General features: G+C 56.1%; 22 protein-coding genes. 17 read left to right on the top strand and 5 right to left on the bottom strand.

From position 1 onward, the window contains the following. Window positions 1-181: 181 nt before the first annotated feature. From leuD to leuL, 5 genes are all read right to left on the bottom strand, one after another. Window positions 182-787 (bottom strand): 3-isopropylmalate dehydratase small subunit, encoded by a 606-nt coding sequence (leuD, locus tag HFD95_RS19085; protein WP_010253835.1) that lies wholly within the window; start codon window positions 785-787, stop codon window positions 182-184. Window positions 788-790: 3 nt separating this feature from the next. Then, on the bottom strand, window positions 791-2,197 hold the full coding sequence (leuC, locus tag HFD95_RS19080; protein WP_010671818.1) for a 3-isopropylmalate dehydratase large subunit: 1,407 nt from the start codon (window positions 2,195-2,197) through the stop codon (window positions 791-793). A gap of 4 nt (window positions 2,198-2,201) precedes the next feature. Further along, the gene (leuB, locus tag HFD95_RS19075; protein ID WP_022625403.1) at window positions 2,202-3,293 is read right to left on the bottom strand and encodes a 3-isopropylmalate dehydrogenase; all 1,092 of its coding nucleotides are present in this window, start codon (window positions 3,291-3,293) and stop codon (window positions 2,202-2,204) included. Window positions 3,294-3,295: 2 nt separating this feature from the next. Then, window positions 3,296-4,858, bottom strand: a complete 1,563-nt coding sequence (leuA, locus tag HFD95_RS19070) for a 2-isopropylmalate synthase (protein WP_167430619.1) — start codon at window positions 4,856-4,858, stop codon at window positions 3,296-3,298. A gap of 89 nt (window positions 4,859-4,947) precedes the next feature. Then, the gene (leuL, locus tag HFD95_RS22320; RefSeq protein ID WP_099257765.1) at window positions 4,948-5,031 is read right to left on the bottom strand and encodes a leu operon leader peptide; all 84 of its coding nucleotides are present in this window, start codon (window positions 5,029-5,031) and stop codon (window positions 4,948-4,950) included. A gap of 731 nt (window positions 5,032-5,762) precedes the next feature. On the opposite strand from leuL, the gene ilvI reads away from it, so the two are divergent. From ilvI to ftsA, 17 genes are all read left to right on the top strand, one after another. After that, window positions 5,763-7,484 (top strand): acetolactate synthase 3 large subunit, encoded by a 1,722-nt coding sequence (gene ilvI, locus HFD95_RS19060; RefSeq protein WP_122889271.1) that lies wholly within the window; start codon window positions 5,763-5,765, stop codon window positions 7,482-7,484. 2 nt (window positions 7,485-7,486) lie between these two features. After that, window positions 7,487-7,978: an acetolactate synthase small subunit gene (gene ilvN / locus HFD95_RS19055; protein WP_010253849.1), complete on the top strand. Its 492-nt coding sequence runs from the start codon at window positions 7,487-7,489 to the stop codon at window positions 7,976-7,978. A 196-nt stretch (window positions 7,979-8,174) separates the two neighbouring features. Then, complete coding sequence (cra, locus tag HFD95_RS19050; RefSeq protein WP_010253851.1) at window positions 8,175-9,185, top strand: catabolite repressor/activator; 1,011 nt, start codon at window positions 8,175-8,177, stop codon at window positions 9,183-9,185. Window positions 9,186-9,679: 494 nt separating this feature from the next. Further along, window positions 9,680-10,138, top strand: a complete 459-nt coding sequence (gene mraZ / locus HFD95_RS19045; RefSeq protein ID WP_009092149.1) for a division/cell wall cluster transcriptional repressor MraZ — start codon at window positions 9,680-9,682, stop codon at window positions 10,136-10,138. 2 nt (window positions 10,139-10,140) lie between these two features. After that, complete coding sequence (gene rsmH / locus HFD95_RS19040; RefSeq protein WP_010253859.1) at window positions 10,141-11,082, top strand: 16S rRNA (cytosine(1402)-N(4))-methyltransferase RsmH; 942 nt, start codon at window positions 10,141-10,143, stop codon at window positions 11,080-11,082. After that, on the top strand, window positions 11,079-11,399 hold the full coding sequence (ftsL, locus tag HFD95_RS19035; protein WP_003854764.1) for a cell division protein FtsL: 321 nt from the start codon (window positions 11,079-11,081) through the stop codon (window positions 11,397-11,399). The genes rsmH and ftsL overlap by 4 nt, the downstream gene beginning before the upstream one ends. A 16-nt stretch (window positions 11,400-11,415) precedes the next feature. Next, window positions 11,416-13,182: a peptidoglycan glycosyltransferase FtsI gene (locus HFD95_RS19030; RefSeq protein WP_010671821.1), complete on the top strand. Its 1,767-nt coding sequence runs from the start codon at window positions 11,416-11,418 to the stop codon at window positions 13,180-13,182. Continuing rightward, complete coding sequence (gene murE / locus HFD95_RS19025) at window positions 13,169-14,656, top strand: UDP-N-acetylmuramoyl-L-alanyl-D-glutamate--2,6-diaminopimelate ligase (RefSeq protein WP_010253868.1); 1,488 nt, start codon at window positions 13,169-13,171, stop codon at window positions 14,654-14,656. Before HFD95_RS19030 ends, murE begins: the two co-directional genes overlap by 14 nt. Continuing rightward, on the top strand, window positions 14,653-16,011 hold the full coding sequence (gene murF / locus HFD95_RS19020; protein WP_033787382.1) for a UDP-N-acetylmuramoyl-tripeptide--D-alanyl-D-alanine ligase: 1,359 nt from the start codon (window positions 14,653-14,655) through the stop codon (window positions 16,009-16,011). Before murE ends, murF begins: the two co-directional genes overlap by 4 nt. After that, window positions 16,005-17,087, top strand: coding sequence for a phospho-N-acetylmuramoyl-pentapeptide-transferase (mraY, locus tag HFD95_RS19015; RefSeq protein ID WP_003854755.1), 1,083 nt, complete (start codon window positions 16,005-16,007; stop codon window positions 17,085-17,087). Before murF ends, mraY begins: the two co-directional genes overlap by 7 nt. A 2-nt stretch (window positions 17,088-17,089) precedes the next feature. Then, a complete protein-coding gene (gene murD / locus HFD95_RS19010) occupies window positions 17,090-18,406 on the top strand; it encodes a UDP-N-acetylmuramoyl-L-alanine--D-glutamate ligase (RefSeq protein ID WP_010253876.1) in 1,317 nt (438 codons plus the stop codon). Further along, on the top strand, window positions 18,406-19,620 hold the full coding sequence (gene ftsW, locus HFD95_RS19005; protein WP_010253879.1) for a cell division protein FtsW: 1,215 nt from the start codon (window positions 18,406-18,408) through the stop codon (window positions 19,618-19,620). The genes murD and ftsW overlap by 1 nt, the downstream gene beginning before the upstream one ends. Then, window positions 19,617-20,675: an undecaprenyldiphospho-muramoylpentapeptide beta-N-acetylglucosaminyltransferase gene (gene murG, locus HFD95_RS19000; RefSeq protein ID WP_033780582.1), complete on the top strand. Its 1,059-nt coding sequence runs from the start codon at window positions 19,617-19,619 to the stop codon at window positions 20,673-20,675. Before ftsW ends, murG begins: the two co-directional genes overlap by 4 nt. A gap of 70 nt (window positions 20,676-20,745) precedes the next feature. Then, the gene (gene murC / locus HFD95_RS18995) at window positions 20,746-22,224 is read left to right on the top strand and encodes a UDP-N-acetylmuramate--L-alanine ligase (RefSeq protein ID WP_010253883.1); all 1,479 of its coding nucleotides are present in this window, start codon (window positions 20,746-20,748) and stop codon (window positions 22,222-22,224) included. After that, complete coding sequence (locus HFD95_RS18990; RefSeq protein ID WP_010671826.1) at window positions 22,214-23,134, top strand: D-alanine--D-alanine ligase; 921 nt, start codon at window positions 22,214-22,216, stop codon at window positions 23,132-23,134. Before murC ends, HFD95_RS18990 begins: the two co-directional genes overlap by 11 nt. 1 nt (window position 23,135) lies before the next feature. Next, window positions 23,136-23,975 carry a cell division protein FtsQ gene (ftsQ, locus tag HFD95_RS18985; protein WP_010253887.1) on the top strand — a complete coding sequence of 280 codons (840 nt, stop codon included), beginning with the start codon at window positions 23,136-23,138 and terminating at the stop codon, window positions 23,973-23,975. Further along, window positions 23,972-25,228, top strand: coding sequence for a cell division protein FtsA (gene ftsA, locus HFD95_RS18980; RefSeq protein ID WP_010253890.1), 1,257 nt, complete (start codon window positions 23,972-23,974; stop codon window positions 25,226-25,228). The genes ftsQ and ftsA overlap by 4 nt, the downstream gene beginning before the upstream one ends. Window positions 25,229-25,254 lie beyond the last annotated feature (26 nt).

Genomic DNA, 25,254 nt, shown 5'->3' with positions numbered 1-25,254 from the left:
TCAAAGCCGAAGGTACCGCGTGAGCGGCGCGAGGACGGCCCGGCAGCAGCAGAGGTGCGCTGGCCCGCACTGCGGCTTGCTCGGCCAGAAAAAAGGCTGCCACGTTTGACCGTGACAGCCTTTACAAATCTAATCTTAACTGATCAGCATTACGACCCGATGTCGCCCTGCTTTAACTCAATCAGCGCAGGAAGGCGGGCTGATTCTGCTCATACTGCGAAATGGAGGCTTCGTGCTGCAGCGTCAGACCGATGCTGTCCAGGCCGTTAATCATGCAGTGGCGGCGGAAGCTGTCGAGCTCGAACGAATAGACTTTATCGCCAGCGGTGACCGTCTGCGCCTCCAGGTCTACCGTAAAGCTGATGCCGGGCTGGTCCGCAACCAGTCTGAACAGCTCATCCACTTCCTCTTCGCTTAACTTCACCGGCAGCAGCTGGTTGTTGAAGCTGTTGCCATAAAAGATATCCGCGAAGCTCGGCGCAATCACCACGTGAAAACCAAAATCGGTCAGTGCCCAGGGCGCATGCTCACGTGAAGAGCCGCAGCCAAAGTTTTCACGCGCCAGCAGGATGCTGGTGCCTTTGAACTCAGGCTTGTTCAGCACAAAGCCGGGCGTTGGCACGGTGCCCGCGTCATCTTCAAAGCGCCAGTCGTGGAACAGATGCTGTCCAAAACCGGTGCGGGTGACCTTCTGCAAAAACTGCTTGGGAATGATTGCGTCCGTATCGACGTTCGCGGCATCCAGCGGCGCAACAATGCCGGTGTGCTGAGTAAATTTATTCGCCATGACTTAAGCTCCTGTCGTCAGTTCACGGATGTCGGCAAAGTGGCCGGTTACGGCAGCCGCCGCGGCCATCGCCGGGCTGACCAGATGAGTACGTCCACCACGGCCCTGACGGCCTTCAAAATTACGGTTGCTGGTTGACGCGCAACGCTCGCCCGGATTCAGGCGGTCATTGTTCATCGCCAGACACATAGAGCAGCCTGGCAGACGCCATTCAAAGCCCGCTTCCAGGAAGATTTTGTCCAGACCTTCCGCTTCGGCCTGCGCTTTCACCGGGCCGGAACCCGGCACCACCATGGCGACCACGCCAGGCGCCACTTTGCGGCCTTTGGCGATGGCGGCGGCGGCACGCAGATCTTCAATACGTGAGTTGGTGCAGGAGCCGATAAATACTTTATCAATCGCCACATCGGTCAGTTTGATGCCTGGCTGCAGGTTCATGTAGGCCAGGGCTTTTTCGGCTGAGGCGCGCTCAACCGGATCGGCGAACGAGGCCGGATTCGGGATCACCTGATCAACGGCAATGACCTGACCCGGATTGGTGCCCCAGGTGACCTGCGGTGCAATCTCTTCAGCATGCAGCGTTACCACCGCATCATATTTCGCGCCTTCGTCAGACTTCAGGGTGCGCCAGTAATCAACGGCCTGCTCCCATTTCTCACCCTGCGGCGAGAACTGACGACCTTTCAGATAGTTGAAGGTGGTCTCATCCGGTGCCACCAGGCCCGCTTTCGCACCCATCTCAATCGCCATGTTGCACAGGGTCATACGACCTTCCATGCTCAGCGCCTGAATCGCCGGACCGCAGAATTCGACCACATAGCCGGTTCCGCCTGCGCTGCCGGTTTTGCCGATGATCGCCAGCACGATATCTTTAGCCGTAATGCCGGTTGACGCCTGGCCCAGCACTTCAATCTTCATGGTTTTTGCCCGACCCTGTTTCAGGGTCTGGGTAGCAAACACATGTTCAACTTCAGAGGTGCCGATACCAAAGGCCAGGGAGCCAAACGCACCGTGCGTGGCGGTGTGCGAGTCGCCGCACACAATCGTCATGCCCGGCAGCGTCATGCCCTGCTCAGGACCGATAACGTGGACGATGCCCTGGAACGGATGATTCAGGTCATACAGCTGTACGCCAAACTCAGCGCAGTTCTTCATCAGCTCCTGCATCTGGATACGCGCCATCTCGCCCGATGCATTGATATCTTTGGTCTGCGTAGAAACGTTGTGATCCATCGTGGCAAAGGTTTTGCCCGGCTGACGGACTTTACGTCCGTGGGCGCGCAGACCATCAAAGGCCTGGGGCGAGGTCACTTCATGGATCAGATGGCGATCAATGTAGAGTAACGGCGTTTCTTCTGGCGTTTCATGGACGACATGTGCATCAAATAACTTCTGGTATAAGGTTTTCATTTTTTTATTTTTCCTCGGCGATAAAGCGAGCAATGATGCTGCCCATCTCATCTGTGCTGACCGCTGGACCATCACCGGCTAAATCTTTGGTGCGGTAGCCCTGTTCCAGCGCACGGCTGATGGCGCGTTCGATACTGTCGGCAGCCTCATCGGCATTCAGGCTGTAACGCAGCAGCAGCGACAGTGACAGGATCTGGGCGACCGGGTTGGCAATATTCTGACCGGCGATATCCGGCGCCGAGCCACCCGCGGGTTCAAACAGGCCAAAGCCCGCTTCATTCAGGCTGGCGGAAGGCAGCATCCCCATTGAGCCGGTGATCATGGCGCACTCATCAGAGAGAATATCGCCGAACAGGTTGGAGCAGAGCAGCACGTCAAACTGCGACGGGTCTTTGATCAACTGCATAGTGGCGTTGTCGATATAGATGTGGCTCAGCTGCACGTCCGGGTACTCTTTGGCCACTTCGTTGACGATTTCACGCCACATCACGGAGGTCTGCAGCACGTTGGCTTTATCAACCGAGGTGACTTTGTTACGGCGTTTGCGCGCCGATTCAAACGCGATGCGGGCGATGCGCTCAATTTCGAAACGGTGATAAACCTCGGTATCAAATGCACGCTCTTCCGGGCCGCTGCCTTCACGTCCTTTCGGCTGACCAAAGTAGATGCCGCCGGTCAGTTCACGCACGCACAGAATGTCGAAACCTTTGGCAGCAATGTCGGCGCGCAGCGGGCAAAACGCCTCCAGTCCGCTGTAGAGTGCAGCCGGACGGAGGTTACTGAACAGCTTAAAGTGTTTGCGCAGCGGCAGCAGCGCACCGCGCTCCGGTTGCGATGCCGGCGGTAAGTGTTCCCATTTCGGGCCGCCAACGGAACCAAACAGAATTGCGTCGGCCTGCTCGCAGCCTGCAACCGTTGCGGGTGGCAGGGGTTCACCATGCTGATCGATAGCAATGCCGCCGACCGCATACTCCTGGGTGGTGATCTGCATATCAAAGCGCTGACGAATGGCATCCAGCACTTTCATAGCCTGCGCCATCACTTCCGGGCCGATACCATCACCGGGTAAAACTGCGATATGAGATGAGCTGGACATGGTTATACGGTTTCCTTCTGATCTTTAAATTTGCGCTGCAATTCTTGTTCAACCTGACGGGCACGCCAGATATTGTTCAGAGCGTTGACCATCGCTTTGGCGGAGGACTCCACAATATCGGTCGCCAGACCAATGCCGTGGAACTTGCGGCCGTTGTAGCTCACGACGATATCGACCTGACCCAGCGCATTCTCGCCGTGGCCTTTCGCGGTCAGCTTGTAGTTAACCAGCTCAGCGTCGAACTGGGTGATACGGTTAATCGCCTGGTAGACCGCGTCAACCGGGCCGTTACCGGTGGCTGCATCCGATTTAGCGACATCGCCGCAGCCCAGATTGACAGAGGCGGTGGCGGTGATGCTGGAACCGGTCTGGACGTTAAATTCGCGCAGCTGGAAATGTTCCGGCTCTTCATTCTGTTTGTTGATGAAGGCCAGCGCTTCCAGGTCGTAATCGAAAACCTGCCCTTTTTTATCGGCCAGTTTCAGGAAGGCGTCATACAGCGTATCCAGATTGTAATCCTGCTCGGCATAGCCCATCTCTTCCATGCGATGTTTTACCGCCGCGCGGCCAGAACGTGAGGTCAGGTTCAGCTGTATTTTGTGTAAGCCGATCGATTCCGGCGTCAGGATTTCATAGTTCTCGCGGTTCTTCAGCACGCCATCCTGATGGATACCCGAGGAGTGAGCGAAGGCGTTAGAGCCGACCACTGCCTTGTTCGCCGGGATCGGCATGTTGCAGATCTGGCTGACCATCTGGCTGGTACGGTAGATTTCCTGATGATTGATATTGGTATGCACGTTCATGATCTGCTGGCGGGTTTTAATCGCCATGATCACCTCTTCCAGCGCACAGTTACCGGCACGTTCACCCAGGCCATTCATCGTTCCTTCAACCTGACGCGCGCCCGCCTGTACGGCAGCCAGGGCGTTGCCGGTTGCCATACCCAGGTCATCGTGGGTGTGAACAGAGATAATTGCTTTGTCGATGTTAGGAACGCGATTCATCAGTTCGCCGATGATGTGGGCATACTCGCCTGGCAAGGTGTAGCCAACGGTGTCCGGGATGTTGATGGTGGTGGCACCGGCGTTAATCGTGGCTTCTACCATCCGGCACAGGTCATCAATCGGGGTACGGCCGCCATCTTCGCAGGAGAACTCAACGTCGCTGGTATAATTACGCGCACGTTTCACCATATGCACCGCACGCTCAATCACTTCCGGCAGCGTGCTGCGCAGTTTGGTGGCGATGTGCATCGGTGAGGTAGCGATAAAGGTATGAATACGGAAGGCTTCGGCAACGCGCAGTGATTCGTACGCCGCATCAATATCTTTTTCCACACAGCGTGCCAGACCGCAGACCCGACTGTTTTTAATGGTGCGCGCAATGGTCTGCACAGACTCAAAGTCGCCCGGTGAGGAGACCGGGAAACCGACTTCCATCACATCCACGCCCATGCGCTCCAGCGCTAAAGCAATCTGCAATTTTTCTTTCACACTCAGGCTGGCCTGTAATGCCTGCTCACCGTCGCGCAGAGTGGTATCGAAAATAATGACTTGCTGGCTCATCGTAATCATCCTTATGCTTTTTCTGGCCTGGCAACGAGCATAAAAAAACCCGCGACAGGCGCGGGTTTTTAACTTTCAGCAGGTTTGAATCAGTGTTTGATTCCGCCCACAAGTCTACCGCGCAAGCTGAGTGCGTTTAGTAGTAGACCGAGAAGGCGAACAGAACGAAACATGGATTCAAACCTTATAAAATGTTGTGCTGTACATATTGGTACTGGAATCACTCAGGGATGTCAACCTTCAATGCAGGGGTATTCTTAGTGGTGCCAGAGGAAGATATTCTGTTATTTAACGGTCAGGCAGCGTAATGAACAACGCCGTAGTGACTGCGGAGGCAATCGACCCGGGAATGAGCACTGATTCTGCGGGTCTTTGATTTTATTGTGTTGAAAATTAAAGACTTTATCGGGAGGGTGTCTCACGAGGATACAGGATATATCACCTGCTCTTTAGCATAATCGAATGCGTCTCAGCGATTTACTGGTTAATTACGCCAGAAAAGAAAAGTGTCAGGCGATTGTGGGCCAGAGCAGCCGGGTAATAAGTTTTCGTTATTTCTTAGATCACGCTGAAAATAATTTCTTAATCAGCATTTTCCTCTGCGGTTCTGCCGCGTAATTAGATTAATCCGCGCAGCCAATTCTTATCGGGCAGAGCCTTTACGCCCCTGCCTTTTAATTTACGTGGGTTTGCGGTTTGCCTGCCCGGTTAACTGCGGTTATGGTAATCGACCTACTCTCAGAAAAATAAACTCAACAGATTTCTCTGTAACCGGACAGCGGCAGTTGTTTCCGCTGTCATGCATAAACATAAGATTTTGATTGGCAAAGCAGGCACCGGGGCTTTGTGGTACGCGCTAACGGGCGTATTAACAGAGCCGGGTCCTCAAGCCTGGAGGCAGAAGATGGAGATGTTGTCAGGAGCCGAAATGGTCGTCCGTTCGTTAATCGATCAGGGCGTTAAGCAGGTATTCGGTTATCCGGGTGGCGCAGTGTTGGATATCTATGATGCGCTGCAAACCGTCGGGGGTATCGATCACATTCTGGTGCGTCATGAGCAGGGTGCGGTGCACATGGCTGACGGCCTGGCGCGCGCCACCGGTGAAGTCGGCGTGGTGCTCGTCACCTCCGGACCCGGCGCAACCAATGCGATTACCGGTATCGCCACCGCCTATATGGACTCGATTCCGCTGGTGATCCTCTCGGGTCAGGTTCCCTCGTCGCTGATTGGCTATGACGCCTTTCAGGAGTGCGACATGGTCGGCATCTCTCGTCCGGTAGTGAAGCACAGCTTCCTGGTGAAAAGTACCGAAGAGATCCCAACCGTGTTGAAAAAGGCGTTCTGGCTGGCTTCCACCGGACGTCCGGGGCCGGTGGTGATCGATCTGCCGAAAGATATTCTGAATCCGGCCAATAAGTTGCCTTATCACTGGCCGGATACGGTGAGCATGCGCTCCTACAATCCGACCATTCAGGGCCATAAAGGTCAGATTAAGCGTGCGCTGACCACGTTGCTGGCCGCGAAGAAGCCGGTGATCTACGCTGGTGGTGGTGCCATTACCGCAGGCTGCGAAGCCGAACTGTTAAAGCTGGCCGAAAGCCTGAATATTCCGGTGACGACCTCGCTGATGGGCCTGGGCGCGTTCCCTGGCACTCATCGTCAGTGCGTTGGCATGCTCGGTATGCACGGCACGTACGAAGCCAACATGACGATGCACAATACCGACCTGATTTTTGGTATTGGTGTGCGCTTCGATGACCGCACCACCAACAACCTGGCGAAGTATTGTCCCAACGCCACGGTGATGCATATCGATATCGACCCGACCTCTATCTCTAAGACGGTGGCGGCGGATATCCCGATTGTCGGTGATGCGAAGCAGGTGCTGCAGCAGATGCTGGAGTTACTGGCACAAAGCGAAAGCCTGCGCGCTGAGAGCCTGCACGACTGGTGGCAGGAGATTGAGGGCTGGCGCAGTCGTCACTGCCTGGAATTTGATCGCACCAGCGACAAAATCAAGCCGCAGGCAGTGATTGAAACCATCAGCCGTCTGACCAAAGGCGATGCGTATGTGACCTCGGATGTGGGCCAGCATCAGATGTTTGCTGCGCTCTATTATCCTTTCGACAAACCGCGTCGCTGGATCAACTCCGGCGGTCTGGGCACCATGGGCTTTGGCCTGCCTGCTGCGCTGGGCGTGAAGATGGCGCTGCCGGACGAAACAGTCATCTGCGTAACGGGCGATGGCAGTATCCAGATGAACATTCAGGAGCTTTCCACCGCGCTGCAGTACGATCTGCCGGTGCTGGTGCTGAACCTGAATAACCGGGTGCTGGGCATGGTGAAGCAGTGGCAGGATATGATCTACTCCGGTCGTCACTCCCAGTCTTATATGGAGTCACTGCCTGACTTCGTGCGTCTGGCGGAAGCCTACGGCCACGTCGGGATCGCGATTGAGCACCCGGCTGAGCTGGAAGAGAAGCTGGCGCTGGCGCTGGAAACCCTGGCGAAGGGACGTCTGGTATTTGTGGATGTCACCGTTGACGGTAGCGAGCATGTTTACCCGATGCAGATTCGCGGTGGCAGCATGGATGAGATGTGGTTGAGCAAAACGGAGAGGACATAATTATGCGTCGTATTTTATCAGTTCTGCTGGAGAACGAATCCGGCGCATTATCCCGTGTCGTCGGCCTGTTCTCACAGCGCGGCTATAACATTGAGAGCCTGACCGTGGCACCAACGGATGATCCTACGCTGTCGCGGATGACCATTCAGACGGTGGGCGATCAGAAGGTGCTGGAGCAGATTGAAAAGCAGCTGCACAAGCTGGTAGATGTGCTGCGCGTTACCGAGCTGGGGCAGGGCGCCTATGTTGAGCGCGAAATCATGCTGGTGAAGATTCAGGCGAGCGGTTATGGCCGCGAAGAGGTGAAGCGTAACGCCGAGATCTTCCGCGGTCAGATCATCGACGTGACGCCGACGCTGTACACGGTTCAGCTGGCAGGCACCAGTGACAAACTGGACGCCTTCCTGAATACCGTTCGCGATGTGGCCGAAATTGTTGAAGTGGCACGCTCCGGTATCGTCGGCGTTTCACGCGGCGATCGTATCATGCGTTAATCACGCAGCGTCATCATCAATCCTCACCTAACCCGGCGAAATGCCGGGTTTTTTTATTTTTTATGCGCCAGGCGAGTTACATTCAGAAAAGCGGTTGCTCCGCGCACTTTTCTGCTGTTAGATGATAGCCATGAGTTATCCATAGCTTAACTGCGGCTATTTCTGCCGTAAAAGCGGATTTGATGGTGGGGTTATCGTGAAACTGGATGAAATTGCGCGTTTGGCAGGCGTGTCGCGCACCACGGCCAGTTATGTGATCAATGGCAAAGCGCGGCAGTATCGTGTCAGCGACAAAACCGTTGAGAAAGTCATGGCGGTGGTACGTGAGCATAATTATCACCCCAATGCGGTGGCTGCCGGGCTGCGCGCCGGGCGTACGCGCTCAATTGGGTTAGTGATCCCCGATCTGGAAAATACCAGTTATACCCGTATTGCGAACTATCTTGAGCGGCAGGCCCGTCAGCGCGGCTATCAGCTGCTGATCGCCTGTTCTGAAGATCAGCCCGATAACGAGATGCGCTGCATTGAGCATCTGTTACAGCGCCAGGTCGATGCGATCATCGTCTCTACCTCGTTACCGCCAGAGCATCCCTTTTATCAGCGCTGGATCAACGATCCCCTGCCGATTATTGCGTTAGATCGCGCGCTGGATCGTGAACATTTCACCAGCGTAGTGGGTGCCGATCAGGACGATGCCCATATGCTGGCGGCTGAACTGCGTCAGCTTGAGGTTAAAAATGTGCTGTTCCTCGGTGCGTTACCCGAGCTGTCGGTAAGTTTCCTGCGCGAGCTGGGTTTCCGCGATGCATGGAAAGACGATCCCCGGCCGATTGACTATATCTACTGCAATAGCTTCGAACGCACAGCCGCCGCGGCACTGTTTGAACAATACCTTGAAGATCACCCGATGCCCGAGGCGCTTTTTACCACCTCATTTGGCTTGCTGCAGGGTGTGATGGATGTGACGCTGAAACGAGACGGACGGCTTCCGACCGAGCTGGCCATCGCCACCTTTGGCGACCACGAATTACTGGACTTTCTTGAGTGTCCGGTGCTGGCGGTGGGTCAGCGTCATCGCGACGTGGCAGAGCGCGTGCTGGAATTAGTTTTAGCCTCGCTGGATGAACCCAGAAAACCAAAACCCGGGTTAACCCGCATTCGCCGTAATTTATACCGTCGCGGACAATTAAGCCGAAAAGTTAAATGAGCCACGGGCAGTATTACGCTGCCCGCCCATTTTATTTAACGATTTAACTGATTAAATAAACAGGTCGACGTAAAAAAGCGTAAATTCTGCTCATCAAATCTAACAAAGCAGAAAGGGTTATTTTTATTATCTGCTTACAACTTCAACAAACTTACTTTCCCGTCTGGCCTTAAGCCGCTGGGCTTCCTTTCGGAAATCCCCTAAAATGCCGCCGCTGTCTCAGAAACCACGATTAATATTTAGCCCTTTACATTGTTTCATTTTTAGTCGTTTTTTCCCGGGTCGTTTTTTTTATTCAGGTATTCATCGGCTTAATTTTTACTTTCCCCTTTTATTCGTTTATATCGTCGCCAGAGATTAATTCTTCACTCTGTAAATAGTGATATTCACCTGCCGCTCCGGCTTGACAAGGATTTCATGGGATCCTTAAACTCGTTTCGTGGTAAAAAGTGGGATAAAGTGGCGTAAATGGGTGATGAGGAGAAGAGACTGGCATGTTCCGCGGAGCAACGTTAGTCAATCTCGACAGCAAAGGGCGGCTCGCCGTACCTACGCGATATCGCGATTTGCTGATTGGGGAGTCTCAGGGGCAGATGGTCTGTACCATCGACCTCCACCAGCCATGCCTGTTGCTTTATACCCTGCCCGAATGGGAAATCATTGAAAAAAAGCTGGCACGCCTTTCCAGTATGAATCCACTTGAGCGCCGCGTGCAGCGTTTGCTGCTGGGGCATGCCAGTGAATGTCAGATGGATAATGCAGGCCGCCTGCTGCTGGCGAATACGCTTCGGCAGCACGCAAAATTAACCAAAGAAGTGATGCTGGTTGGACAGTTCAATAAGTTTGAGCTGTGGGATGAACAGACCTGGTATCAACAAGTCAGGGACGATATTGACGCAGAACAGTCGGCTCAGGAGCCTTTATCTGAGCGGTTGCAGGACTTGTCGCTATAGCTATGCAGGAAAATTTCAAACATACCACCGTGCTGTTGGATGAGGCGGTTAACGGCCTCAATATCAGGGAAGACGGTATTTACATCGACGGCACTTTTGGTCGTGGTGGCCATTCACGCCTGATTCTTTCGCAGCTGGGAGAGAAGGGAAAGCTGATCGCCATCGATCGTGATCCGCAAGCTATCGCCGCTGCCGCAGAGATCACCGACCCGCGTTTTTCAATTATTCATGGCCCTTTTTCCGCGCTGGCAGAGTATGTCTCTGAACGGGATCTGGTCGGAAAGATTGACGGCATTTTGCTGGACCTGGGGGTTTCATCACCGCAACTGGATGACGCCGAACGTGGCTTCTCCTTTATGCGTGACGGACCGCTGGATATGCGAATGGACCCGTCGCGCGGGCACTCCGCCGCAGAATGGTTGCTGCACGCAGAAGAGGCGGATATCGCGTTTGTCCTGAAGACCTACGGTGAAGAGCGATTCGCCAAACGCATCGCCCGGGCCATTGTCGAGCGTAATCGCGAACAGCCGATGACCCGGACCCGTGAACTGGCTGAGGTGATCTCAATCGCCATGCCGGTAAAAGATAAGTTTAAGCATCCGGCCACGCGCAGCTTCCAGGCGATTCGTATCTGGATTAACAGCGAACTGGAAGAGATCGATATTGCCCTGAAAGGCGCTGTTGAAGTGCTGGCTCCGCAGGGTCGTCTCTCTGTTATCAGCTTCCATTCACTGGAAGATCGGCTGGTGAAGCGCTTTATGCGCGATCAGAGTCGCGGGCCGCAGGTGCCGCCTGGGATTCCCATGACTGAACATCAGCTGCGTGCCCTGGGTGGGCGTGAACTGAAGTTGCTCGGCAAAATGTCGCCGGGTGACGCTGAAGTCTCTGAAAACCCACGTGCGCGCAGCTCGGTATTACGTATCGCGGAGAAAACCGACGCATGATCGGTAATGAGCGTCACAGTCTGCCTGCCGTCATCGGCGGGGATCTGCTGCGAAAAGGCAAGATTCCGGTGCTGTTGCTGATCGCTGTGGTGGTTTCTGCCGTGCTGGTGGTGACTACCACCCATAAAACACGACTATTAACCGCGCAGCGCGAACAGCTGGTGCTGGAGCGTGACGCACTCGATATCGAGTGGCGCAACCTGATCCTGGAAGAGAATGCACTGGGCGATCACAGCCGTGTTGAACGCATCGCCACCGAGAAGCTGCAACTGCAGCACGTTGATCCTTCACAAGAAAATATCGTGGTGCAGAAATAAGGACCTCAGATAGCGAATGAGCGGCACAGGCAGAACGCTGAAATTGAAGAAACCGGAAGATAAAGCCAGCTTTGTAAGCTGGCGTTTTGCGTTGCTGTGCGGCTGTATTTTACTGGCGCTGGGTGGATTGCTGTCACGTGTGGCCTGGCTGCAGGTGATTAATCCTGGCAAGCTGGTAAAAGAGGGCGATCTGCGCTCGCTGCGTGTTCAGGCGGTGCCCACCTCACGCGGTATGATCAGCGATCGCGCCGGACGTCCGCTGGCAGTCAGCGTGCCGGTCAACGCTATCTGGGCCGATCCCAAAGAGCTGCACGCCGGTGGCGGCGTGACGCTGGACAGCCGCTGGAAGGCGCTTTCCGATGCGCTCTCTATTCCCCTTGATCAGCTGGCCGCCCGCGTGAATGCCAATCCCAAAGGCCGCTTTGTCTATCTGGCGCGCCAGGTCAATCCGGCTATCGGCGACTACGTTAAAAAACTCAAACTTCCCGGTATTCATCTGCGCGAAGAGTCGCGCCGTTACTATCCTGCCGGACAGGTCACCTCCCATCTCATTGGCTTTACCAACATCGACGGGCAGGGCATTGAAGGCATCGAGAAGAGCTTTGATAAGTGGCTGACCGGTGCACCCGGCGAGCGGACGGTGCGCAAAGATCGGTACGGTCGGGTCATCGAGGATATCTCTTCGGTGGACAGCCGGGCCGCTCATAACCTGACGCTGAGCATTGATGAGCGGTTACAGGCGCTGGTTTACCGTGAACTGAATAACGCCGTTGCCTTTAACAAAGCGGAATCGGGTACGGCGGTGCTGGTGGATGTCAATACCGGTGAAGTGCTGGCGATGGCCAACAGCCCGGCTTACAACCCGAACAATCTCGGCAACACGCCAAAAGATCTGATGCGTAACCGCGCCATCACCGACATTTTCGAACCTGGCTCTACCGTGAAGCCGATGGTGGTGATGACGGCGCTGCAGCGTGGTGTGGTGAGAGAGAACAGTGTCCTGAATACCGTGCCGTACCGCGTCAATGGTCATGAGATCAAAGATGTGGCGCGCTACAACGAATTGACCCTGACAGGGGTTTTACAGAAGTCGAGTAACGTCGGTGTTTCACGTCTGGCGTTAGCGATGCCTTCCTCAGCGCTGGTAGAAACTTACGCGCGCTTTGGACTGGGCAAACCGACCAATTTGGGGCTGGTCGGGGAAAGCAGTGGCTTATACCCTAAAAAACAACGGTGGTCTGACATAGAGAGGGCCACCTTCTCTTTCGGCTACGGGCTAATGGTAACGCCGTTACAGTTAGCGCGAGTCTACGCAACGATTGGCAGCTATGGCATTAATCGCCCGCTGTCGATCACCAAAGTGGATCCGCCCGTCGCGGGACAACGCGTTTTCGATGAGTCACTGGTGAAAACCGTGATGCACATGATGGAAAGCGTGGCGCTGCCCGGTGGCGGGGGCGTCAAAGCGGCAATCAAGGGTTATCGCATTGCGATAAAAACCGGTACGGCGAAAAAGGTCGGGCCGGACGGACGCTACGTCAATAAATACATTGCCTACACCGCAGGCGTCGCGCCTGCCAGTCATCCCCGATTCGCGCTGGTGGTGGTGATCAACGATCCCCAGGCCGGCAAGTATTACGGCGGTGCGGTCTCTGCACCGGTATTTGGAGCCATCATGGGTGGCGTACTGCGTACCATGAACATCGAGCCGGACGCGTTACCGACCAATGACAAGAATGAGCTGGTGACTAACAGAAGTGAGGAATCAAGTGACAGATCGTAACCTGCGCGATTTACTCGGCCCCTGGGTGCCAGGCGCGCCGGCGCGCCCACTGCGTGACATGACCCTGGATAGCCGCATTGCGGCTTCTGGCGATCTGTTTGTCGCTGTTGCAGGCCATCAGGTTGATGGACGCCGTTTCATTCCGCAGGCAATTGCGCAGGGCGTTGCCGCTGTGGTGGCGGAAGCTGAGGGTGAAGCGGTCGACGGCGAAATCCGTGAAATGCACGGCGTACCGGTTATCTATCTGGCGCAGCTGCATCAGCGCCTTTCGGCCCTGGCAGGCCGTTTTTATCAGCAGCCGGGCGAAAAACAGAAGCTGATTGGCGTCACCGGCACCAACGGTAAAACCACCACCACCCAGCTGCTGGCGCAGTGGGCGACGCTACTGGGTGAGACCAGCGCGGTGATGGGCACCGTCGGTAATGGGCTGGTAGGTCACTTAGCGGCGGCAGAAAATACCACGGGTTCAGCGGTTGATGTTCAGCATCTGCTGCACGATCTGGCTGAAAAAGGGGCGACCCTGACCGCAATGGAAATCTCGTCACACGGACTGGTTCAGCATCGCGTCGCTGCGCTGCCGTTTGCCGCGGCGGTCTTCACCAATCTCAGTCGCGATCACCTCGATTACCACGGTGATATGCAGAGCTATGAGTCAGCTAAATGGCTGCTCTTTTCTGAGCATCAGGTCGGGCAGGCGATTCTTAACGCGGATGACGAAGTCGGCCGTCGCTGGCTGGCGCGCTTACCTGATGCCGTTGCGGTCACCATGGAGGATAACCTCCAGCCGGGCTGCCACGGGCGCTGGCTTAAAGCCGATGCGGTGGATTACCACGATAACGGCGCACATATTCGTTTCAGCTCCAGCTGGGGCAACGGCGAAATCGACAGTCCGCTGATGGGTGCCTTCAACGTCAGCAATCTGATGCTGGCGCTGGCGACGCTGCTGTCACTGGATTATCCGCTGGCGACGCTAATCAGCGTTGCACCGCAGTTGCAGCCGGTCAACGGGCGTATGGAAGTGTTCAGCGCCGCAGGAAAACCGACGGTTGTCGTGGATTATGCCCACACCCCGGATGCGCTGGAAAAAGCGCTGGAAGCGGCACGCCTGCACTGCAAAGGAAAACTCTGGTGCCTGTTTGGCTGCGGCGGCGACCGTGACAAAGGCAAACGCCCGTTAATGGGCGCGATTGCTGAGCAATATGCGGATGTGGTGGTGATTACGGATGACAATCCGCGCAGCGAAGATCCGCAGGCGATTGTAAAAGATATTCTGACCGGTTTGCTGGACCCAGGCCGCGCCCGCGTGGTCTCTGGTCGTGCGCAGGCGGTCACTAACACCATTATGCAGGCGCAGCCCGACGATATCGTGCTGGTGGCTGGCAAAGGCCATGAAGATTATCAGATCATCGGCAACCGCCGTCTCGACTACTCCGATCGTGCCACCGTTGCGGCACTGCTGGGGGGCGTTGCATGATTCCGGTTTCATTAAAAACCCTGGCGGAGATCACCGGCGGCACGCTGCACGGCAGCGATTTAACGCTGAGTGACGTGACTACTGATACCCGCAAAGTGACGGCGGGCAGCCTGTTTGTTGCGCTGGTGGGCGAACGCTTTGATGCGCACGACTTCGCCGGCGATGCCATTGCGAATGGCGCACAGGCGCTACTGGTAAGTAAGCATTTACCTGTCGCTGTGCCACAGGTGGTGGTTGAAGATACCCGTCTCGCCTTTGGCAGGCTGGGCGCATGGGTTCGTCAGCAGTCGAACGCCCGTGTAGTGGCGCTGACCGGCTCCTCCGGCAAAACCTCGGTTAAAGAGATGACGGCGGCGATTCTGCGTGAGTGTGGCGAAACGCTCTACACCGCAGGCAATCTTAACAACGATTATGGCGTACCGATGACGCTGCTGCGGCTGACCGCAGAACATCAGTATGCGGTCATCGAACTCGGTGCGAATCATCAGGGCGAAATCGCCTACACCACCGGACTGGTTCAACCGGAAAGCGCGCTGGTGAATAACCTGGCCGCGGCGCATCTGGAAGGCTTTGGTTCGCTGGCCGGTGTTGCTAAAGCCAAGGGCGAGATTTTCCAGGGCTTACCGGCTCACGGCATTGCGATTCTGAACGCAGAGAGCAATGACTGGCCCAACTGGCAGAGCACGCTGCAGGATAAAACCGTGTGGCGTTTCTCACCGCAGGCGGCAGAGTGTGAATTCTCCGCCCGTGATATCCGCATTGCTCAGGATGGTACTCATTTTGTGATGATAACGCCGCGTGGCGAAGCTGAGATCGTGCTGCCATTGCCGGGTCGGCATAACATCGCCAACGCCCTGGCGGCGGCGGCACTGGCTCTGTCAGTGGATGCACCGCTTAGCGCCGTTCAGCAGGGGCTGAAAAACCTGCAGTCGGTGCCAGGTCGTTTGTTCCCGGTTCGCCTCTCTGCGCATCAGCTGCTGCTGGATGACAGCTATAACGCTAACGTCGGTTCGATGACAGCAGCTGTTCAGGTCCTGTCAGAGATGCCGGGTTACCGGGTGCTGGTCACGGGTGATATGGCGGAACTGGGTGAAGAGACCGAAAGTTGTCACCGCGAAGTGGGGCAAGCGGCACGTGACGCAGGCATTGATCGCGTGCTGAGCACCGGAAAATTCAGCCATTTCATCAGTGAAAGCAGTGAAGTTGGCGAACATTTCAGCGATAAGACTGCGCTGACTGAACGTTTGCGTCAATTGTTGTCCGAACACTCAGAAATTACCGTCCTGATAAAAGGTTCACGTAGTGCCGCCATGGAGCAGGTAGTACAGAGCTTAAAGGAGAAAGGAACATGTTAGTTTGGCTGGCCGAGCATCTGGTCGCTTTTTATTCGGGATTTAACGTCTTTTCCTATCTGACGTTTCGCGCCATTGTCAGCCTGCTGACCGCGTTATTCATCTCTCTCTGGATGGGGCCGCGCCTGATCGCCTGGCTGCAGAAATTACAGATTGGCCAGGTCGTCCGTAACGATGGCCCGGAATCGCATTTCAGTAAGCGCGGCACGCCGACCATGGGCGGCATCATGATTCTGACCTCCATCACCATTTCGGTGCTGATGTGGGCCTATCCGTCGAATCCTTATGTCTGGTGCGTGCTGTTCGTGTTAATCGGCTTTGGCATCATCGGTTTTGTCGATGACTACCGCAAAGTAGTACGCAAAGACACCAAAGGCCTGATCGCCCGCTGGAAATATTTCTGGATGTCGGTGATTTCGCTGGGCGTCGCGTTCGGGCTCTATGCGGCGGGTAAAGATACCCCCGCGACCCAACTGGTCGTGCCCTTTTTCAAAGACATCATGCCGCAGCTAGGTCTGTTTTATGTGCTGCTGGCTTACTTTGTGATTGTCGGAACGGGTAACGCGGTCAATCTGACCGATGGCCTGGATGGGCTGGCGATTATGCCAACCGTCTTTGTCGCCGCGGGCTTTGCGCTGGTTGCCTGGGCCACCGGTAACGTGAAGTTTGCTGAATATCTGCACATTCCCTATCTGCGTCACGCCGGTGAGCTGGTGATTGTCTGTACCGCCATTGTCGGGGCAGGGCTGGGCTTCCTGTGGTTCAACACCTATCCGGCTCAGGTCTTTATGGGCGACGTGGGTTCGCTGGCACTGGGCGGCGCGCTGGGCACCATTGCGGTGTTGCTGCGTCAGGAATTTTTACTGGTGATCATGGGCGGCGTGTTTGTGGTTGAAACGCTGTCGGTGATCCTGCAGGTGGGATCGTTTAAGTTGCGCGGCCAGCGTATTTTCCGCATGGCGCCGATCCATCACCACTATGAACTTAAGGGCTGGCCGGAACCGCGCGTCATTGTGCGCTTCTGGATTATTTCGCTAATGCTGGTGCTGATTGGCCTGGCCACGCTGAAGGTGCGTTAATCATGGCTGACTATCGGGGTAGAAAAGTCGTCATCATCGGGCTGGGCCTCACAGGGCTCTCCTGTGTTGATTTCTTTTTAGCGCAGGGCGTAACGCCTCGCGTGATGGACACCCGTGTCTCGCCGCCGGGGCTGGATAAATTGCCCGGGCAGGTTGAACGCCATCTGGGCGGCATCAACGGTGACTGGCTGCTGGCGGCCGATCTGATTGTTGCCAGCCCTGGCGTCGCGCTGGCGCATCCGATTCTCAGCGAAGCCGTCGAAGCCGGCATCGAAATTGTCGGTGACATTGAGCTCTTTTGCCGCGAGGCGCAGGCGCCGATCGTGGCGATCACCGGCTCCAACGGTAAAAGCACGGTGACTACGCTGGTGGGTGAAATGGCGAAAGCCGCAGGCTGGCAGGTGGGCGTCGGCGGCAATATTGGTCTGCCCGCGCTGAGTCTGCTGCAGTCACCGGCGCAACTCTATGTACTGGAACTCTCCAGTTTCCAACTGGAGACCACGCACAGTCTGAAAGCCGCGGCGGCAACCATACTTAACGTCAGCGAAGATCATATGGATCGCTATCCGCTGGGTATGCAGCAGTATCGCGCCGCTAAGCTGCGGGTCTATGAAAATGCACAGGTCTGCATCGTTAATGCCGATGATGCCCTGACGATGCCGGTACGCGGCGCGGACACCCGCTGCGTCAGCTTTGGTGTCGATTTCGGGGACTACCACCTTAACAAGCAGCAGGGCAGTATCTGGTTGCGGGTGAAAGGCGAGAAGGTCCTGAACACGGCCGAAATGAAGATGGTGGGACAGCACAACTACACCAATGCGCTGGCTGCGCTGGCGCTGGCCGATGCGGTGGGTCTGCCACGCGCCTCCAGTCTGGCCGCCTTAACGCACTTTAACGGTCTGGCGCATCGCTTCCAGCTGGTTCATGAGCATCAGGGCGTGCGCTGGATCAATGACTCCAAAGCCACCAACGTCGGCAGCACCGAAGCAGCGCTGAATGGCCTGCAGGTGAAGGGAACGCTGTGGCTGCTGATGGGCGGTGATGGCAAGTCGGCCGATTTTACGCCGCTGATCCCCTGGCTGCAGGGCGACAATGTGCGCCTTTACTGCTTTGGTCGCGATGGCGATGCGCTGGCGGCGCTGCGTCCGGAGATCGCCGTGCGCACTGAGACCATGCGCCAGGCGATGGAGCAGATTGCGCCGCAGGTTAAAGCAGGCGATATGGTTCTGCTGTCGCCAGCCTGTGCCAGCCTTGACCAGTTCCGAAACTTTGAGCAGCGCGGTGAGCAGTTCGCGCAACTGGCGAAGGAGCTGAGCTGATGCGTATTCCTGGCGCCGGACTGGCGGGATATTTCTCAGGACGCCTGAAAGACTGGGTCATGGGCGCACGCGAAAGTGATGACTCTTCGCTGGTGCTCTATGACCGCACACTGCTATGGCTGACGCTGGGCCTGGCGGTGATTGGTTTCGTGATGGTGACGTCGGCTTCAATGCCGGTGGGTCAGCGTCTGAATGACGATCTCTTTTATTTCGCCAAGCGCGATGCCTTCTACATCGTGCTGGCTGTATGTATGGCGCTGGTCACGCTGCGGGTGCCGATGGATTTCTGGCAGCGCTACAGCAACGTGATGCTGATGGTCACGGTCGCGATGCTGCTGATTGTTCTGGTGGTCGGTAGCTCGGTTAACGGTGCATCGCGCTGGATCGCGCTGGGTCCGCTGCGTATTCAGCCTGCAGAGCTGTCGAAGCTCTCTCTGTTCTGCTATCTCGCCAGTTATCTGGTGCGCAAAGTGGAAGAGGTGCGTAACAACTTCTGGGGCTTTTGTAAGCCGATGGGCGTGATGGTGGTGCTTGCTGTGTTACTGCTGGCGCAGCCGGATCTCGGTACGGTGGTTGTGCTGTTTGTGACGACCCTGGCGATGCTGTTCCTGGCGGGGGCCAAACTGTGGCAGTTCCTGGCAATCATCGGTTCCGGCATCTTTGCGGTGATCCTGCTGATCATTGCAGAACCCTACCGTATGCGCCGTGTGACCTCGTTCTGGAACCCGTGGGAAGATCCCTTTGGTAGCGGCTACCAGCTGACCCAGTCACTGATGGCATTTGGTCGCGGGGAATTCTGGGGCCAGGGGCTCGGTAACTCCGTGCAAAAGCTGGAATATCTGCCCGAAGCGCATACCGACTTTATTTTCGCCATCATCGGGGAAGAACTCGGCTACGTCGGTGTGGTAATGGCACTTTTAATGGTATTCTTCGTCGCTTTTCGTGCGATGTCGATTGGCCGTCGTGCTCTGGAACTGGATCAGCGTTTTTCCGGCTTTTTAGCCTGTTCAATCGGAGTCTGGTTCAGCTTCCAGGCGCTGGTTAACGTCGGTGCGGCAGCCGGTATGTTACCGACCAAAGGTCTGACCTTACCGCTGATCAGTTACGGTGGGTCAAGTCTGATCATTATGTCGACTGCCATCGTCTTTTTATTACGCATAGATTATGAAACGCGCCTGGCGAAAGCGCAGGCGTTTACCCGAGGTGGTCGATGAGCGGTAAGCGATTGATGGTGATGGCAGGCGGAACCGGCGGACATGTCTTTCCCGGTCTGGCTGTCGCCCATCATCTGATGGAACAGGGCTGGCAGGTCCGCTGGTTAGGCACTGCCGACCGTATGGAAGCCGATCTGGTGCCAAAGCACGGCATCGACATCGACTTCATCCGCATCAGCGGATTACGTGGTAAAGGCATGAAGGCGTTGCTGCTGGCACCGCTGCGCATCTTTAATGCATGGCGTCAGGCCCGTCGCATCATGAAGGCCTGGCAGCCGGATGTAGTGCTGGGCATGGGTGGCTACGTTTCCGGTCCTGGCGGCTTAGCGGCCTGGAGTTGCGGTATTCCGGTGGTGCTGCATGAGCAGAACGGTATTGCCGGGCTGACCAATAAATGGCTGGCGAAAATCGCTAAGAAAGTATTGCAGGCGTTTCCGGGCGCGTTTCCCGCCGCCGATGTGGTGGGAAATCCGGTTCGCACTGATGTACTGGCACTGCCTTTACCCGCGCAACGTCTGGCAGATCGTCATGGCCCGATACGGGTGCTGGTGATCGGTGGCAGTCAGGGTGCGCGGATACTGAACCAGACGCTGCCGCAGGTTGCCGCGCTGGTGGGTGATGAGATCACCCTGTGGCATCAGACCGGTAAAGGGTCGTTGCCCGAAACAGAGAAAGCTTATCAGCAGGTCGGGCAGACGCAGCACAAGGTGACCGAGTTTATTGATGACATGGCTGCCGCCTACGCCTGGGCTGATGTGGTGGTGTGCCGCTCCGGCGCGTTAACCGTGAGCGAAGTCGCTGCCGCTGGCTTACCGGCGATTTTCGTGCCATTTCAGCACAAAGATCGCCAGCAGTACTGGAACGCGCTGCCGCTGGAGAAAGCGGGCGCCGCCAGAATTTTTGAGCAGCCGCAATTTACTGCGGAGGCTGTAGCGGATCAGCTACGCCACTGGGATCGCGCAACACTGCTGACGATGGCTGAGCAGGCCCGTCAGGTGGCGATCCCCGATGCGACTGAACGGGTCGCTCAGGAAGTGGCTCGCGCCGCAAAGTAATCATTCCGGTCAGCGCGTCTGACCTGTACCCGGACTGGGTACAAACTGAAATAGCAGGTAACTGAGAGCGATGAATACACAACAATTGGCAAAACTGCGTTCTATCGTGCCCGAGATGCGTCGCGTCCGGCACATCCACTTTGTCGGCATCGGCGGTGCTGGCATGGGCGGTATTGCCGAAGTGTTAGCAAATGAAGGCTACCATATCAGCGGTTCAGATCTGGCCCCTAACCCGGTGACGCAGAACCTGATTGCGCTGGGTGCCACCATTTATTTTAACCATCGCCCCGAAAACGTGACCGATGCCAGCGTCGTGGTGGTTTCCAGCGCCGTTTCGCAGGATAACCCCGAACTGGTGGCGGCACGTGAACAGCGTATCCCGGTGATCCGTCGCGCGGAGATGCTGGCTGAGCTGATGCGTTTTCGTCACGGCATCGCCGTTGCGGGTACCCATGGCAAAACGACCACCACGGCGATGGTGTCGAGTATTTATGCGGAAGCGGGTCTCGATCCGACTTTTGTTAACGGCGGACTGGTCAAAGCAGCAGGCACCCATGCCCGTCTGGGCCACAGCCGGTATCTGATTGCTGAAGCGGATGAGAGCGATGCGTCGTTCCTGCATCTGCAGCCGATGGTGGCGATTGTGACCAACATCGAAGCTGACCATATGGACACCTATCAGGGCGATTTTGAGAACCTGAAGCAGACGTTTATTAACTTCCTGCACAACCTGCCGTTTTACGGTCGTGCGGTGATGTGTGTGGATGATGCGGTCATTCGTGACCTGATCCCACGCGTGGGACGCCATATCACCACGTACGGTTTCAGTGATGATGCTGACCTGCGCATTGAAAATTATGAACAGAGTGGCGCGCAGGGGCATTTCACCTTGATCCGTCAGGATAAAGCACCGCTGCAGATTACGCTGAACGCGCCGGGACGCCACAACGCCCTGAATGCGGCAGCCGCCGTCGCCGTCGCCAGTGAAGAGGGCATTGAAGACAATGCTATCCTGGCTGCGCTGGAGAGTTTCCAGGGCACGGGCCGTCGCTTTGATCTGCTGGGTGAATTCCCGACAGAGCCGGTCAATGGACAGCCGGGCACCGCGATGCTGGTTGATGATTACGGTCATCATCCCACCGAAGTGGACGCGACAATTAAAGCCGCGCGCGCAGGCTGGCCGGATAAAAAACTGGTGATGGTGTTTCAGCCGCACCGTTACAGCCGTACCCGCGATCTGTTTGATGATTTCGCCAACGTACTGTCGCATGTGGATGTGTTGCTGATGCTGGATGTTTACTCTGCCGGTGAAACCGCTATTCCGGGTGCTGACAGCCGTTCGCTGTGCCGTGCGATTCGTAATCGCGGCAAGGTGGATCCGATTCTGGTGCCGGAACATGACGCGCTGCCAGAGATGCTGGCACCGCTACTGTCAGGCAATGACCTGATTCTGGTGCAGGGAGCCGGTAACGTCGGCAAGGTTGCCCGCAAGCTGGCTGACACTAAGCTCCAGCCGGAACGCAAAGCGGAGGATCGTCATGGCGGATAAAGTTGCAGTATTAATGGGTGGCACCTCGGCAGAGCGCGAGGTTTCGCTGAACTCAGGTCAGGCCGTCCTCGCCGGATTACGGGAAATGGGCATTGATGCGCATGGCATCGATACCCGTGATGTCTCTGTGCTGACGCTGAAAGAGCAGGGCTTTACCAAAGCCTTTATCGCACTGCATGGCCGGGGCGGAGAAGATGGCACGCTGCAGGCGGTGCTGGAGTTCCTGCAACTGCCGTACACCGGCAGCGGCGTGATGGCATCGGCCGTGACTATGGATAAGCTGCGCACCAAGCTGCTGTGGCAGGGACGCGGTTTACCGTCAGGAAAGTTTGTCTGGCTGACGCGTCAGCAGTTTGATGCCGGTCTGGACGCAGAAAACAACGCGGCAATTGCGGCGCTTGGCCTGCCACTATTTGTGAAGCCAGCCTGTGAAGGCTCCAGCGTAGGCATCAGTCGGGTTAACGATCTGAGCGCGCTGCCGGCGGCACTGGACATGGCGTTTAAGCACGACAATGACGTGCTGGTCGAAGCGTTTCTCAGCGGCGCGGAGTACACCGTCGCGATTGTGGGCGATCGTATTCTGCCCTCGATTGAAATAAAGAGCGCCAGCGAGTTCTATGACTATGAAGCTAAATACATTTCTGACGATACTCAGTACGTCTGTCCGGCCGATATAAGCGCTGAACGTGAAGCGGAATTACAGCAGCTGGTACTGGCGGCCTGGCGTGCGCTGGGATGTCGCGGCTGGGGACGGGTTGATGTGATGACCGACGGGGAAGGGCGCTTTCAGTTACTGGAAGCCAATACCTCACCGGGCATGACCAGCCACAGTCTGGTGCCAATGGCAGCGAAACAGGCGGGCATGAGCTTCCCGCAGCTGGTTGCCCATATTCTGGAGCTGGCCGACTGATATGTCACAGGCGGCGATGAGAGTTCGAAACCGTGAACCGCAGGAGCGTATTCGCACCGGGCGCAGTAACGGTGCCCGACTGTTCGGCATTATTTTTCTGCTGATCGTCATCGGGATTATGGTTGCTGGCGGGCTGGTGGTACTGAAGTGGATGAACGATGCGTCCCGGCTGCCATTGTCAAAACTGGTGGTGACAGGACAGACGCACTACACCACACACGATGATATTCGTCAGGCGATTTTGTCGCTGGGTCCGCCTGGTACGTTTATGTCTCAGGACGTGGACATCCTGCAGCAGCAGATTGAGCGGCTGCCCTGGATTAAGCAGGTCAGCGTACGTAAGCAGTGGCCGGACGAACTGAAGATCCACCTTGTGGAGTACACACCGGTGGCGCGCTGGAACGATTTGCACATGGTGGATGCTGAGGGTGTCTCCTTCAGCGTACCCGCCAGTCATGTCGGCAAAGAGACAATGCCGATGTTGTACGGGCCGGAAGGGAGTGAGAAAGAGGTCCTGGCGGGCTATCACAGCATGGATGATGTGCTGAAAGCCCGGAAGTTTACTCTGAAGGTGGCGTCGATGACGGCGCGGCGTTCATGGCAGCTGGTCACCAGCGACGATGTTCGTATCGAACTGGGCCGCAGCGACACCATGAAACGACTGAATCGCTTTATTGAGCTCTACCCGGTGCTGCAACAGCAAGGTCAGAACGAGAGCAAACGTATCAGCTACGTGGATTTACGATACGACTCTGGCGCTTCTGTTGGCTGGACACCGATCGTGATGGAGCCACAGGACAGTAATCAGCAACAGAACCAGGCACAGGCTAAACAACAATGATCAAGGCAACGGACAGAAAACTGGTAGTTGGACTCGAAATCGGCACTGCGAAGGTTGCCGCCCTGGTTGGGGAAGTTCTGCCCGATGGTATGGTCAACATTATTGGGGTGGGCAGCTGCCCTTCCCGCGGTATGGATAAAGGTGGCGTAAACGACCTTGAGTCGGTGGTGAAATGCGTTCAGCGCGCCATCGATCAGGCTGAGCTGATGGCAGATTGCCAGATCTCCTCCGTCTACCTTGCTTTATCGGGCAAACATATTAGTTGTCAGAACGAAATCGGGATGGTTCCGATTTCCGAAGAGGAAGTGACTCAGGATGATGTAGAGAACGTCGTACATACCGCCAAATCGGTGAGAGTACGTGACGAGCATCGCATCCTGCACGTCATTCCTCAGGAATACGCCATCGACTATCAGGAAGGGATTAAAAATCCGGTCGGGCTTTCCGGCGTGCGTATGCAGGCGAAAGTGCATCTGATCACCTGCCACAACGATATGGCGAAGAACATCGTTAAAGCCGTTGAACGTTGCGGGCTGAAAGTGGATCAGCTGATTTTTGCCGGTCTCGCCTCCAGTTTTGCCGTTCTGACTGAAGACGAACGTGAGCTGGGCGTGTGTGTTGTCGATATTGGTGGCGGTACAATGGACATAGCCGTATATACCGGCGGCGCTTTACGGCACACTAAGGTTATTCCGTATGCAGGCAACGTCGTTACCAGCGACATCGCCTATGCGTTTGGCACACCACCAACGGATGCTGAGGCGATCAAAGTGCGCCATGGTTGCGCGCTGGGCTCGATTGTCGGCAAAGATGAGAACGTTGAGGTGCCGAGTGTGGGCGGACGTCCACCACGTAGCCTGCAACGTCAGACGCTGGCTGAAGTGATTGAGCCGCGTTACACCGAACTTTTGAATCTGGTCAATGACGAGATTCTGCAGTTACAGGAACAACTGCGTCAGCAGGGCGTGAAGCATCACTTAGCCGCAGGCATTGTCCTGACCGGTGGTGCAGCGCAAATCGAAGGACTGGCGGCCTGTGCGCAACGCGTATTCCATACGCAGGTGCGTATCGGACAGCCGCTGAATATTACCGGCCTGACTGACTATGCGCAGGAATCGTACTACTCCACTGCCGTGGGACTGTTGCATTACGGCAAAGAGTCGCACATGAACGGTGATGCAGAGACCGAAAAACGGGTCTCAGTAGGTAACTGGTTCAAGCGTATTAACAGTTGGTTAAAAAAAGAGTTTTAATTTTTGTGAAAGGGGATCATGCTGTT

Origin of the sequence: Pantoea sp. EKM10T (assembly GCF_011800685.1) — a bacterium.
Taxonomy (GTDB): Bacteria; Pseudomonadota; Gammaproteobacteria; order Enterobacterales; family Enterobacteriaceae; genus Pantoea; species Pantoea agglomerans.
Note: the sequence above shows the minus strand (reverse complement) of the source record. Positions and strands in the feature narration are given on the sequence as shown.